Origin of the sequence: Streptomyces sp. 142MFCol3.1 (assembly GCF_000424945.1) — a bacterium.
GTDB classification, from domain to species: Bacteria; Actinomycetota; Actinomycetes; order Streptomycetales; family Streptomycetaceae; genus Streptomyces; species Streptomyces siamensis.
Map to the genome: position 1 here is coordinate 57463 of NZ_AUKV01000028.1, position 12900 is coordinate 70362.

At 71.4% G+C, this 12900-nt stretch carries 14 protein-coding genes; 8 read left to right on the forward strand and 6 right to left on the reverse strand.

The features are described 5' to 3' along the window. Positions 1–437 precede the first annotated feature (437 nt). Entirely contained in the window at positions 438–1805 is a 1368-nt protein-coding gene (locus H305_RS47715) for an MFS transporter (RefSeq protein WP_078629369.1), read from the forward strand. Positions 1806–1851: 46 nt separating this feature from the next. Here the strand turns inward: H305_RS47715 and H305_RS0133205 are convergent, their stop codons facing one another. From H305_RS0133205 to H305_RS0133220, 4 genes are all read right to left on the reverse strand, one after another. Next, positions 1852–2328: a MarR family winged helix-turn-helix transcriptional regulator gene (locus H305_RS0133205; RefSeq protein ID WP_028804259.1), complete on the reverse strand. Its 477-nt coding sequence runs from the start codon at positions 2326–2328 to the stop codon at positions 1852–1854. A gap of 92 nt (positions 2329–2420) precedes the next feature. Beyond that, positions 2421–3221: an AIM24 family protein gene (locus H305_RS0133210; RefSeq protein ID WP_028804260.1), complete on the reverse strand. Its 801-nt coding sequence runs from the start codon at positions 3219–3221 to the stop codon at positions 2421–2423. Further along, the gene (locus H305_RS0133215; protein ID WP_028804261.1) at positions 3218–3868 is read right to left on the reverse strand and encodes an AIM24 family protein; all 651 of its coding nucleotides are present in this window, start codon (positions 3866–3868) and stop codon (positions 3218–3220) included. Before H305_RS0133215 ends, H305_RS0133210 begins: the two co-directional genes overlap by 4 nt. 1 nt (position 3869) lies before the next feature. Beyond that, positions 3870–4502 carry an AIM24 family protein gene (locus tag H305_RS0133220; protein ID WP_037766092.1) on the reverse strand — a complete coding sequence of 211 codons (633 nt, stop codon included), beginning with the start codon at positions 4500–4502 and terminating at the stop codon, positions 3870–3872. A gap of 223 nt (positions 4503–4725) precedes the next feature. On the opposite strand from H305_RS0133220, the gene H305_RS0133225 reads away from it, so the two are divergent. Further along, on the forward strand, positions 4726–5070 hold the full coding sequence (locus tag H305_RS0133225; protein ID WP_028804263.1) for a DUF3817 domain-containing protein: 345 nt from the start codon (positions 4726–4728) through the stop codon (positions 5068–5070). Beyond that, positions 5067–5360 (forward strand): MTH1187 family thiamine-binding protein, encoded by a 294-nt coding sequence (locus tag H305_RS0133230; protein WP_028804264.1) that lies wholly within the window; start codon positions 5067–5069, stop codon positions 5358–5360. Before H305_RS0133225 ends, H305_RS0133230 begins: the two co-directional genes overlap by 4 nt. A 134-nt stretch (positions 5361–5494) precedes the next feature. Here the strand turns inward: H305_RS0133230 and H305_RS0133235 are convergent, their stop codons facing one another. Further along, positions 5495–6478 (reverse strand): ArsR/SmtB family transcription factor, encoded by a 984-nt coding sequence (locus H305_RS0133235; RefSeq protein ID WP_028804265.1) that lies wholly within the window; start codon positions 6476–6478, stop codon positions 5495–5497. A gap of 83 nt (positions 6479–6561) precedes the next feature. Here H305_RS0133235 and H305_RS47720 point away from each other — a divergent pair, with 83 nt between their 5' ends. From H305_RS47720 to H305_RS0133255, 4 genes are all read left to right on the forward strand, one after another. After that, entirely contained in the window at positions 6562–7971 is a 1410-nt protein-coding gene (locus H305_RS47720) for an MFS transporter (protein ID WP_078629370.1), read from the forward strand. Between the two features lie 10 nt (positions 7972–7981). Beyond that, positions 7982–8491, forward strand: a complete 510-nt coding sequence (locus H305_RS0133245) for a MarR family winged helix-turn-helix transcriptional regulator (protein WP_028804266.1) — start codon at positions 7982–7984, stop codon at positions 8489–8491. A 170-nt stretch (positions 8492–8661) separates the two neighbouring features. Continuing rightward, positions 8662–9000: a DUF3817 domain-containing protein gene (locus tag H305_RS0133250; protein ID WP_028804267.1), complete on the forward strand. Its 339-nt coding sequence runs from the start codon at positions 8662–8664 to the stop codon at positions 8998–9000. A 74-nt stretch (positions 9001–9074) separates the two neighbouring features. Next, positions 9075–10775, forward strand: coding sequence for an acyl-CoA mutase large subunit family protein (locus H305_RS0133255; protein WP_028804268.1), 1701 nt, complete (start codon positions 9075–9077; stop codon positions 10773–10775). 103 nt (positions 10776–10878) lie between these two features. Here the strand turns inward: H305_RS0133255 and H305_RS0133260 are convergent, their stop codons facing one another. After that, positions 10879–11505 carry a TetR/AcrR family transcriptional regulator gene (locus H305_RS0133260; RefSeq protein ID WP_028804269.1) on the reverse strand — a complete coding sequence of 209 codons (627 nt, stop codon included), beginning with the start codon at positions 11503–11505 and terminating at the stop codon, positions 10879–10881. Between the two features lie 288 nt (positions 11506–11793). Between H305_RS0133260 and H305_RS0133265 the strand changes: the two genes are divergently transcribed. Beyond that, the gene (locus H305_RS0133265) at positions 11794–12771 is read left to right on the forward strand and encodes a tetratricopeptide repeat protein (RefSeq protein ID WP_028804270.1); all 978 of its coding nucleotides are present in this window, start codon (positions 11794–11796) and stop codon (positions 12769–12771) included. Positions 12772–12900: the final 129 nt, after the last annotated feature.

Genomic DNA, 12900 nt, shown 5'->3' on the forward strand with positions numbered 1-12900 from the left:
ACCGCCGGGGCCGACGTGTTTCGCCCCCTCCGCCCCTGCCCGCCCCTTGTCCCTGCGGGCTCCGCCCCCAGACCCCGGATCGGCCTGGGCGGCCTCGTCCTCTGTCCCTGCGGGCTCCGCCCCCAGACCCCTGGATCGGCCTGGGCGGCCTCGTCCTCAAGCGCCGGTCGGGCTGGGTGTGTGCGGTGGCTTCAGGCCCCCGGGATGGGTCTGGGCGGTCTGGTCCTCATGCGCCGGTCGGGCTGAGAACAGCCGTCCGGCGATCGATGGGCGTTGGGGCTGGTGGTCAACTCGTTGTGTCCGCTGTTAAGTTAGGGCGCATGTTCCTCCTCTGTGCGTAGGGCCCACCCAGGCCCGCGATCGGTCGGCAGCACGCGTGCTGCGCCGTCGCGGCCCCTCGGTGTCCCCCTTTTCGCCTCGACAGAGGAATCACGAGCATGTCCACGCCTTCCACCGGACGGCCCTCGTACGCCGCCGTGCTGCGTATCCCGTACGCCCGCCGTACCTTCGGCGCCGCCCTGCTGGGCCGCCTGTCGTACGGGATCGTCTCCCTCTCAGTGATGCTGGCCGTGACCCGGGCCACAGGGTCGTACACCGTCGCCGGCACGGTGATGGCGCTGTTCGGCGCCACCAGCGTCTTCCTGTCCCCGGCGCGCGCGGCCCTGGTCGACCGGCACGGTCCGCGCGCCGCGCTGCTCCCCATGGCCCTGCTCTACGCCGCGCTCCTCGGCACGCTCGCGGCGGCGAGCTGGCGGCCCGGGGCGCCCCCGGTGGTGCTCGGCGCCGTCGCGGTCGCGGCGGGTTCCTGCACACCTCCGCTCGGCCCCACGATGCGCGCGGTCTGGGGCGAACTCGTCGGCGACCGGCTGCTGTTGCAGCGCGCCTACAGCCTGGACGGTGTCGCTGAGGAAGTGCTGTTCGTCTCCGGCCCGCTGCTGGTCGGCGCGCTGGTGCAGATCGCGCCCCCGGCGGCCGGCATCGCGCTCAGCGGGCTGCTGGTGGGCGCCGGGACGCTCGCGTTCGTCGCGTCGCCGGCCGTCCGCGGCGTACGGCCGTCCGGTGTGCGCGAGCCCGGGCGCGGCGTCGCCCGGCCGAGTGCCGCGCGGGCGCTGGTGCGGCCCGTCGTCGTCGCCGCCGGGGTCGGACTGTCCCTCGGCGCGGTCGACCTGCTGGTCCTGGCCTTCGCCGGGGAACGGCACCATGGCGACGACGTGGTCGCCTGGGTGCTCGCGGCGCTGTCGGCAGGCAGCGCGGTCGGCGGCCTGCTGAACGGCGCCGTCGACTGGCGTACCAGCGCCCGCGTCCGGCTGCCGCTGCTGGCCGTCGGACTGGGCCTGGCCCTGGCCGCCGCCGGACTCGCCCCCGGCCTCGGTACGCTGGCGGCCGCGGTGGCCTGCGCGGGCTTCTTCGTGGCTCCGGCGCTCACCACGGCGTATCTGCTGGCGGACGAGACGGCTCCGGAGGGTTCCCGGACCCAGGCGGGAGCCTGGGTCAACACGGCCGTGAACGCGGGCAGTTCGGGAGGTACGGCGGCGATCGGCCTGCTGGTCGGGCGGCTGCCGCTGAGTGTGTGCTTCGCGGTCTCGGGGGCCGTGGCGCTGCTTGCCGCGCTGGTCTCCGGCTGGGGTGGCGGGGCCACGGCGGAGGGGGCGGGGCCCCTCATGGGCCCGGAGAACGAAGGGGAGGCGGAGCCGGGCCGCGGCCGGCGCTCTCGGCCCGCCGTGCCCTCCGGTGCGCCGTCGGACCCGGAGGGGGCGGCGCCGTCTTCCGTGAAAGGCGGCTCGGCGGAGTCCTCGTCCCGATGAGAAGCGGCGGGCGGCGGGACGGTGTTCCCGCCGCCCGCCCGCTTCGTCAGGGCTTTCCGCGCTGTCCGCGCAGGTGCTCGGCGATCGGCCGCAGCGACTTGTGGAGGTCTTCCAGCGCCTCGGGGGACAGCAGGTCGATGAAGTGCTTGCGCACGGACGCCACATGATGGGGCGCGACCTTCTTCATCGTCTCCATGCCGTGCGGGGTCAGGACGGCATAAAGTCCCCGGCGGTCGGACTCGCAGTTCTCGCGGCGCACCAGGTCCGCGTTCTCCATACGGGTGATCTGGTGCGAGAGTCGGCTCTTGGACTGGAGGGTCGCGGACGCGAGGTCGCTCATCCGCATCCGTACGCCCTCCGACTCGGAGAGGTTCACCAGGATCTCGTAGTCGTTCATCGTCAGCCCGAACGGCTGGAGGTCCCTCTCGAGCTGGTACGTCAACAGCCTGTTGACCTCCAGGTGGGTGCGCCAGGCGCACTGCTCCGCATCGGTCAGCCAGCGCGTGGCCGTCTCGGTCTCCATGAATGAAGTCTACCTAAAATGTTGAAAGGCGAACTAGTGAGGGTGGTGTGACGGTGCGCACGCGTTCGATGTCACACTCCGCAGACTACCGCTCACAGCCCGAAGCGACGCTGGAGGTCCCCCAGCTGTCCGGGAAGGCGCGGTGCGCCGGCTTGCGCCCCGTGCTGCCCCGATACCCCGCCCGCACCCGGCACTCCCGCCTGCTGCGGAACCGCCCCCGTGGCCTGCTCGGGCATCAGGGTTTCGGTGGACTGGAGCAGCACCGTGCCGGCCCCGACGAACTCGAACTGGTGCTCCTCTCCGGAGGCCCCGCCGAGGCCCGTCATCGCACGTAGACCGCCCATTACACCTGTCATGTACCCGTGGTCGTAATGGTGGCAGGGGGACGGGCAGTCGGCCCAGCCGACCAGGGCCTGCGGGTCCACCCTGATCGGGGGTTCCATGAACACCACCGGACCGTTTGACGCGGCCACGAACTTTCCGGTTCCGATCAGGGTCAGAAAGCCCGGCACGATCGACTGTTTGAGGGCAAGACTTGGCTGAAAAGCGAGCAGGTTGCCCGAGCGAATGGTCAGGTTGCCCTCGTCGAGGTCGTACGAATTCACGTCGAAGGCCCGGTCGGCGAGGAGCATCTTGCCCGAGCCCTCCGCCACGACCCAGTCGCTCGCGTGCAGAGGCGAATGGAACGACGTTCGCACCAGACGGTCCAGCCGGCCGTGCCCGACGCCGTTGAACTCCATCGAGCCGTAGTAGGCGATCATCTTCCCCTTCTGGAGGAACCACTGGCTCCCCTTGAGCTCCACGCAGAAGGTGTAGTTGTTCACGTTGTCGTCGACCGGCAGGGTCATCGGGTCGTGGATGACCGGGCCGCCCGGGGTCCCGTACGCGCTCACAGCTTCTCCTCCGAGGCCTGGACGTACACCGCGCCGTTGCCGCTCAGCTCCAGCTGGAAGGCCTCGCCCGAGCCGCGTCCGACCATGTCGCGCCAGCCCAGCGCCGTCGACAGCTTGTTGCGCACGTCCCCGTGGTGCGCCACGTACGCCTGCGGGTCCACGTGCACCGGGCGCTGCGGGGTGATCGGGACCTCGAAGACGCCGCCGTGCGCCATGACGGCGACCGCGCCGTGCCCCTTGAGCGTCGTCGTGAACAGGCCCTGGCCGGTGACCTGGCCGCGCACCATGCCCATGACGCCGCCCTGCGAGCCGAGGAACATCGTCCCCTGCTGGAGCGTGCCGTCGAAGGCGAGCAGCCGGTCCGCCTCCACGTACAGGGTGTCTCCGGTGAGCTCGATCACCTGGACGTGGTGGCCGCCGTGTCCGAAGAGCACGGTGCCCGAGCCCTCCACCGTCATGAGCGGCGTCGCCTCGTTCGCCAGGCGGCGGCCGATCATCGACATCACACCGCCCTGACCGCCCTGGACGTTGGGGGTGAAGGAGACCTCGCCGCGGTAGGCGAGCATCGCGCCGCGCTGACTGAACATCCGCTGGCCCGGCAGCACCGTGGCCTCGACCATCTTCGAGTTCACCTCACGGAACGGCATCTCACACGTCCCCCGCGATCGTGTTGCGCTCACTGGGCTGCACATAGACCAGACCGTCGCCCTCGAAGCGGATCTGGAACGCCTCGCCGCCGCCCTCGCCGAGCAGTGTGCGGAACGTCACGCCGGACTGGAACGACTGCCGCACATTGCCCTGGTGCGCGATGTACGCGCCCGGGTCGACCGTCAGCGGGTACTGGGAGCTCACCCGCAGCACCACCGCCGGGCCGTCCGACGTGATCGCCGCCTGCCCGTGCCCCTCGACTGTGGTCGTGAACAGCCCGTTGCCCTGCGAGGCGCCGCGCAGCCCGGTGAAGGTCGTGCCGGTGCGCAGCCCCGCGTCGGTCGCGAGCAGATTGCTGGACTCCACGTACAGCTTGTCCCCCTGGAGATTCACGAGGTTGATCTCGGCGGCCCGGTCCGCGAACCAGCAGGTCCCGTGCCCCTTCACCTCCATCACCGTCATCTGCTCGCCGGTGAGGCGCCGGGTCACCATCCCCCGTACGCCCTCACCGCCCCCGCTCAGCTTCTTGAAGGCCATCTGGCCGTCGTACGCGACCATCGAGCCGTTCTTCGCCTTCACGGCGTCCCCGGTCATGTCGACGGCCAGCACCTTGCTGCCTTGAAGTCGGAACATCGCCACGGTGTGAAGGTAGCCGCAGGGTGGGACGGCCGACAGGTCCCCGGGGAGGATCCCGACCCCGAGGACACCCCGACACCCCCCTGCCGGGGCGGCCGGGGCGCGGGTGCCACAATGGACCGACGCTTGTGCTTGCGTTCACAAAGCGAGCCCCGGCGCCGCCCGTACGACCCCCACGCGACGATCAAGTCGACAGCGAATCTCTCACCGAAGGTGAACCGTGGACATAAAGACCGCCTCCGCCCTCCGCCGCCTCCGCCTGGTCTCGGCCCCCGAGGCCGTCTCCTTCCTGCTGCTGCTCGTCTGCTCGGTGCTCAAGCGGACCACGGACTTCAACGCGGTGCCCGTCATGGGAGCCCTCCACGGTGTCCTGTTCATCCTGTACGTGATCTTCTGGGCGGACGCCTGGAACCGCGCCAGGTGGAGCGCGGGGACCGGCATCTTCTACTTCGTCCTCTCCGTCCTGCCGACCGGCGGCTTCTTCGCCGAGCGCAAGCTCAAGCGGGAGGCCGAGGACGCGGTGATCGCGTCGCGCGCCCGCAAGGAAGGGATCGTGAACGCATGATCGTCGCCTTCTCCGTGACGCCGCTGGGTGTCGGCGAGGACGTGGGGGAGTACGTCGCCGACGCCGTCCGGGTCGTCCGGGAGTCGGGTCTGCCGAACCGCACCGACGCGATGTTCACCTCCGTCGTGGGCGAGTGGGACGAAGTGATGGACGTCGTCAAGCGCGCCGTCGCCGTGGTCGAGGAACGCGCGCCGCGCGTCTCGGTCGTCCTCAAGGCGGACATCCGCCCCGGCGTCACGGACGGTCTGATCTCCAAGGTGGAGACGGTGGAGCGGCACCTGTCCGCATAGGCCCGCGCCCACTGGATCTTACGTACCGATTCCCTTGTCGAACCCCGGCCGCCGGGCCGGGGTTTCTTCGTGTCCGGGGGCCGGCGCAGGCCGGGCGTGCCCCGGCCGGCGCCATGGGTGCGGAGCCCCCGCGGTCACCCCGCTCCGGCCGCCAGCGCCAGGCCCAGGGGTGTGTGCTCGTAGAGGACCTGGTGGCCGTAGCGGCGGGAGGTGAGCAGGCCCGCGTCGCGGAGCGTCGCGAGGTGGGCCGACACGGAGGACGGCGCGAGCCCGAGACGCCGCGCCAGGACCGTCGTGGTGGCGGGCTCGGTCAGTGCGGTGAGGACGGCGGCCCGCCCCCGCCCGAGCAGCCGTACGAGCGGGTCGGGCGCCCGGTCCGACGGTTCGGCCCACAGACCGCCGATGCCCCGCGCCGGATAGACGAGTGTGGGCTGCCAGGGCGGGTCGTAGGAGCTGACCACGTCGGGCCAGATGAAGACGCTGGGCATCAGGACGAGCCCCTGCCCCGCGAGGTCCCGTTCGTGGAGCCCCTTCCACTCGACGGCCAGCGTCCGGGCGCGCCAGCCGAACCGCGGGTCGATCTCCGGCAGCAGCCCGCCGAGTCCGACCTCCGCGAGCCGCCGTGAGTGGAACGAGACGTCCGCCTCCAGCAGGGCCCGCAGCCGCGGCCAGTCCGGTTCGAGAAGGGTGTGCCAGGCCTCCTCCACCAGGTCGGCCAGTTCCCCGACCATGCGGACCGGGTCCTCCAGCAAGGTCCGTCCGCGGGCGGACGCGAGGGCGCCGGGGGTGTCCTCGAGCGACCGTGCGGTCTCCTCGCGGGCCGCCCCGGGGTCCGCCGCGCGGACCGCGGCGATCTCCTCCTCGAAGCCGGCGGCCGGGCCGATCGGCGGCCGGCCGAGCCAGTCGGGCGTGTAGCCGCGGTGCGGCATGAGCATCCACAGGGGCGCGAGGTCGAGCGCCGCCGCCACGGCACGGATCCGGCGCAGCCAGTGCGCGTGGTAGCCGTGGCGTGCGGGACGGTTCAGGGTCCGCACCGCCTCCAGGGTCTCCCACAGCGGGGACACCGCGAAGCGGCAGTTGAGGAGGTCGTCCTCCCCGAAGCGCAGCAGGGACGGCACGGCGCCTCCCGCGCGGGATCTCGAAGATTCGGCTGACGCCGAAACTCTACGGGTCCCGCCGACGTACGGGCACGCTGCTGCCCATGCGAGAAGCACGGGACGCGGAAGCGCGGGACACCGGGGGAACGGGGCGGGCAGGACCGGCGGGCACCCCGGTGCCGTCCGCCGCGAACCCCGACTCCGACGTCACGGGCTACGGCCGTGTCCTCGCGGTACGGGAGTTCAGGGCCGTCTTCGCCGCGCACGCCCTGTCGCTGCTCGGGCTCGTGGTCAGCGAGATCGCCCTGTCGGTCCTGGTCTACGACCTGACGGGCTCCCCGTTGCTGAGCTCCCTCACCTTCGCGCTCGGCTTCCTGCCGTACCTCGTCGGCGGAACCCTCCTCGCGGGCGTCGCCGACCGTTTCCCGGCCCGGCGGGTGCTGGTGGTGTGCGACCTGCTGTGCGCGGGGTGCGTGGCCGTGATGGTGACGCCGGGCGCGCCCACGGCCGTACTGCTCGCGATGCGGTGCGCGCTCGCCGTGATCTCGCCGGTCTTCCAGGGGACGCGGACGGCGACCCTCGCCGACGTGCTCGGCGACGGAGACCTGTTCGTGCTCGGCCGTTCCCTGCTGCGGATCGTCTCGCAGAGCGCGCTGCTCGCCGGTTTCGCGGCCGGCGGGCTGCTGCTGACCGTCGTCACGCCGCGGCACGCCCTCGTCGTCACCGTGTGCACGTTCCTGGCGTCCGCCGCACTGCTGCGTCTGGGCACCCGGCGGCGCCCGGCGCGGGCCCGGCAGCCGGGGGCCCTGGTGCGGGACTCGCTGCGCGGCACCCGGCTCGTGCTCGCCGACCGGCGTGTGCGCGCGCTGCTCCTGCTGTTCTGGGTGCCACCGATGTTCGCTGTGGCGCCCGAGGCGCTGGCCGCTCCGTACGCCGACGGGCTGAGCGCCGGTCCGGCCGGGCTCGGCCTGCTGATGTGCGCGCTGCCGGTCGGCACGATCGCGGGGGAGCTGTACGCCGGAGCGAGGCTGCGGCCGGCCACCCGCACCCGGCTCGCCCTCCCGCTGGTCTGCGTCACCCTGCTTCCCTACGTGGGCTACGCCCTGCGGCCCGGACTCGGCTGGTCACTGGTCCTGCTGCTGCTCGCGGGTGCCGGGTCGGCGTACACGCTCGGCCTCGACCAGTGGTTCGTGCGGGCCGTTCCGGAGGAGCTGCGAGGGCGGGCCATGACCCTGAACACGGCGGGGCTGATGACCGTCCAGGGGCTCGGGATGGCGCTGGCGGGGGTGGCCGCGGAGTTCGCCGGGGTGCGGGCGGCCGTCGCGGGCGCGGGTGTGCTGGGCACCGTCTGCTGCGTCCTGCTGGCGGTGGAGGCGCGACGGGCGGAATCGGGGCGGGCGCGGAGCGCGGACGAGGGGGCGGCGGCCCGTGCCGGAGAGGGCGGAATCCCCGTCGGACCGGGGCCGGCGACCGAAAGGCGAGACGGGGCTGACCACGATGTGACCGGCCGGTAAGGTCTTTGGCGTGCCGAAGCCCCTCAGTCTTGCCTTCGATCCGATCGCCCGCGCCGACGAACACTGGAAGCAGCGCTGGGGATCGGTTCCGTCCATGGCCGCGATCACGTCGATCATGCGCGCGCACCAGATCCTGCTCGCCGAGGTGGACGCCGTCGTCAAGCCGTACGAACTGACCTTCGCGCGGTACGAGGCGCTGGTGCTGCTCACCTTCTCCAAGGCGGGCGAGCTGCCGATGTCCAAGATCGGCGAGCGGCTGATGGTGCACCCGACGTCCGTCACGAACACCGTGGACCGGCTGGTGCGGTCCGGGCTCGTCGACAAGCGGCCCAACCCCAACGACGGGCGTGGCACGCTCGCCTCCATCACCGCGAAGGGCCGTGAGGTCTGTGACGCGGCCACCCGCGACCTGATGGCGATGGACTTCGGCCTCGGGGTGTACGACGCGGAGGAGTGCGCGGAGATCTTCGCGATGCTGCGGCCGCTGCGGGTCGCGGCGCACGACTTCGCGGACGAGTAGGACCGCGCGGCGCGCTCGGCGCCGCGGACGGGCAGGGCCCCGCCGATGCGTACGGCAACGGGACCGCGGCGGCACGCACGGCGCCGCGGGCGCGTGGCGGGGCACACGTCCGGTGGACGGGGGCGGGGGCGCGCGAAGATCGCGCAAATGGGGTGGTTACGCTCGTACCCATGAAGAAGAGCGTGCTGACCAGGTACCGCGTGATGGCCTACGTCACCGGTGTGCTGCTGGTCCTGCTGACCCTCGGTGTGATCGCCAAGTACGTGCTCGACATGGACGGTGCCGCGGACTTCACGCGCGTCGTCGGTATCGCCCACGGCTGGCTCTACGTCGTCTACCTGGTCTTCGCCTTCGATCTCGGCTCCAAGGCGAAGTGGCCGGTCGGCAAGCAGCTGTGGGTGCTGCTGGCGGGGACGATCCCCACGGCCGCCTTCTTCGTGGAGCGCAGGATCTCGCGCGAGCTGGAGTCGAGGGTCGCGGACGCCGCTCCCGCGGTCGCCGAGGCATAGTTCACACCGCCGTACGACACCGTACGGCGGTTCCCCATCGACATTTACTAGGACGTCCTAGTAAATTCGAAGACATGGACGCTGACGCCATCGAGGAAGGCCGCCGCCGCTGGCAGGCCCGCTACGACGCCTCGCGCAAGCGCGAGGCCGACTTCACCACGCTCTCCGGCGACCCCGTGGAGCCGGTGTACGGTCCCCGGCCCGGGGACACATATGAGGGCTTCGAGCGGATCGGATGGCCCGGTGAGTATCCCTTCACCCGCGGTCTCTATCCGACCGGCTACCGAGGGCGTACGTGGACCATCCGGCAGTTCGCCGGGTTCGGCAACGCCGAGCAGACCAACGAGCGCTACAAGATGATCCTGGCCAACGGCGGCGGAGGCCTGTCCGTGGCCTTCGACATGCCCACGCTCATGGGCCGCGACTCCGACGACCCGCGCTCGCTCGGCGAGGTCGGGCACTGCGGTGTCGCGATCGACTCGGCCGCGGACATGGAGGTCCTGTTCAAGGACATCCCGCTGGGCGACGTCACGACGTCGATGACCATCAGCGGACCGGCCGTCCCGGTCTTCTGCATGTACCTGGTCGCGGCCGAGCGGCAGGGCATCGACCCGGCCGTCCTGAACGGCACCCTGCAGACCGACATCTTCAAGGAGTACATCGCGCAGAAGGAGTGGCTCTTCCAGCCCGAGCCGCACCTGCGCCTCATCGGGGACCTCATGGAGCACTGCGCCTCCTCGATCCCCGCGTACAAGCCCCTCTCCGTCTCCGGCTACCACATCCGGGAGGCGGGGGCCACGGCCGCGCAGGAGCTGGCCTACACGCTGGCCGACGGCTTCGGGTACGTCGAGCTGGGCCTGTCCCGCGGTCTCGACGTGGACGTCTTCGCCCCGGGCCTCAGCTTCTTCTTCGACGCGCACGTCGACTTCTTCGAGGAGATCGCCAAGTTCCGTGCGGCCCGGCGCATCTGGGCCCGCTGGATGCGCGACGTGTACGGCGCGAAGTCGGAGAAGGCGCAGTGGCTGCGTTTCCACACGCAGACGGCCGGAGTCTCGCTGACCGCCCAGCAGCCGTACAACAACGTGGTGCGCACGGCCGTGGAGGCGCTCGCGGCGGTGCTCGGCGGGACCAACTCGCTGCACACCAACGCCCTCGACGAGACCCTCGCCCTGCCGTCCGAGCAGGCCGCCGAGATCGCCCTGCGCACGCAGCAGGTGCTGATGGAGGAGACCGGCGTCGCCAACGTGGCCGACCCGCTGGGCGGTTCCTGGTACGTCGAGCAGCTCACCGACCGGATCGAGGCCGACGCCGAGAAGATCTTCGAGCAGATCAAGGAGCGGGGCCTGCGGGCGCACCCCGACGGGCAGCACCCCATCGGACCGATCACCTCCGGAATCCTGCGGGGCATCGAGGACGGCTGGTTCACCGGCGAGATCGCCGAGTCGGCCTTCCAGTACCAGCGGGCCCTGGAGAAGGGCGACAAGCGCGTCGTCGGCGTCAACGTCCACCACGGCTCCGTCACCGGCGACCTGGAGATCCTCCGGGTCAGCCACGAGGTGGAGCGGGAGCAGGTGCGCGTGCTCGGCGGGCGCAAGGCCGCACGCGACGAGGTGGCCGTGCGCGGGGCGCTGGACGCGATGCTCGTGGCCGCGCGCGACGGGTCGAACATGATCGCCCCCATGCTGGAGGCCGTCCGGGCGGAGGCCACGCTGGGCGAGATCTGCGACGTCCTGCGGGACGAGTGGGGCATCTACACGGAGCCGGCGGGCTTCTGACCCTCTTTCCGCTCCCCGGCCCGGCCGGGGGTTCTCTTCACCGGGGTGGCCGGGGGCCGTTCGCTCGGCCGCGGCCACCCCTGCTCCGTCTCCGGGCAGGTCGTCAGGGCTGGGCCGAGGCGCCCGCGAGACCCAGCAGCAGCACCCGGGTGAAGCTGTGCACCCACTCCTCGTCAGCGGGCTCCGCGCTGACGAGGGTGCGGTGCACCACGGCACCCGCGACCACGTCGAAGATCAGGTCGGCCGTGCGGGCGGCGGTGGCCGCGTCGGTCTCCGGGGGTAGTTCCCCGCGTGCGGTGGCGCGGGCGCGCCCCTCCAGAACCAGCCGCTTCTGGCGATCCACGATCGAGGTGCGGATGCGCTCGCGCAGGGGTTCGTCGCGGGTGGACTCGGCCACCACCGCCATCAGCGCGGTCTTCGTCTCAGGGCGGTCCAGGATCGCCGCGAACTGGAGCACGACGCCCTCGATGTCGGCGGCCAGACTGCCCCGGTCGGGGAGTTCCAGCTCGTCGAAGAGGACCGCCACCGCGTCGACCACGAGCTCGTTCTTGCCGGCCCAGCGGCGGTAGAGCGTCGTCTTGGCGACCCCCGCGCGCGTCGCCACGTCCCCCAACGTCATCTTGGACCAGCCCAGTTCGACCAGGGCCGCGCGCGTCGCCTCCAGGATCGCGGCGTCCGCGGCGGCGCTGCGCGGGCGCCCCGTACGAGGGGCTGAAGTGCGACTCTGCATGTCGGTGACCATATCCGGCAATCTCGATGGCCGAATCCGGCGGTTGTGTGAAGCCGTGAGGGAGATCACCGGAGGAAGGTGCACGGCGGCGCCGGGGGACAGTTACGCTACGACTCGTAGCGAAAGCGTGTGCAGCATGATCACGCACGAGCGACAACCACAGTGACACACCAGCACGCCACTGACGCCAGGTGGGGACCCGGCGCCGAGCGGACGCGATCGAGACGTAACAGGTCTGGCTTTCACCACGTTTTTCACACGTGCGCGCGGAAGGGGGAGGATGTACTCATGCAGCCACGGAACATGTCCATGAGCGGAGTCGTCGACCTCGCCGCGGTGAAGGCGGCCCAGGAGGCCAAGACGAAGGCGGAGCAGGCGCGCGCCGAAGCGGCCAGGCAGGGCGGCGGAACAGGGGCCGTGTCCCCCGCCAGCCTCGTCATCGACGTCGACGAGGCGGGCTTCGAGCGCGATGTCCTGCAGCGGTCCACCGAGGTTCCCGTCGTCATCGACTTCTGGGCCGAGTGGTGCGAGCCGTGCAAGCAACTGAGCCCGCTGCTCGAACGCCTGGCCCTCGAGTACGCCGGACGCTTCGTCCTGGCCAAGATCGACGTCGACGCCAACCAGATGCTGATGCAGCAGTTCGGGATCCAGGGGATCCCGGCCGTCTTCGCGGTGGTCGCGGGACAGGCCCTGCCGCTCTTCCAGGGAGCCGCCGGCGAGGCGCAGATCCGGGGGACCCTCGACCAGCTCGTCCAGGTCGCCGAACAGCGCTTCGGGCTCACCGGTCTGACGGTCGACCCGGACGCCGCGCCGGGCGAGGCCCAGGCCGCGCCCGAGGTGCCTGCCGGCCCGTACGACGCGCTCCTCGAAGCCGCCGTGCAGGCCCTGGACGCGGGCGACTTGGCGGGTGCCGTCCAGGCGTACAAGAACGTGCTGAGCGACGACCCGGCCAACATGGAGGCCAAACTGGGTCTCGCTCAGGCCGAATTGCTCCAGCGCGTGCAGAGCGTCGACCCGCAACAGGTGCGCAAGGACGCCGCCGACAAGCCCGGCGACGTGCGGGCGCAGATCGCCGCCGCCGACCTGGACCTGGTGGGCGGGCACGTGGAGGACGCCTTCGGGCGGCTGATCGACACGGTGCAGCGCACGGCGGGCGACGACCGTGACGCCGTACGGCTGCGGCTGCTCGAACTGTTCGAGGTGGTCGGGGCCGACGATCCGCGGGTCGTGGCGGCGCGCCGGGCGTTGGCCAGGGCTCTGTTCTGACCTGTCTCTAAACGCCGGGGCTTGTGATGCCCAGGTGAAAGATTGGCCGACAGGTCGACACGTGGCCGCGCTTTACCAAATCTTGGTAAACGCGGCCGCTGTTACTTGGAGTAAGTCAGGGCTGTTGGT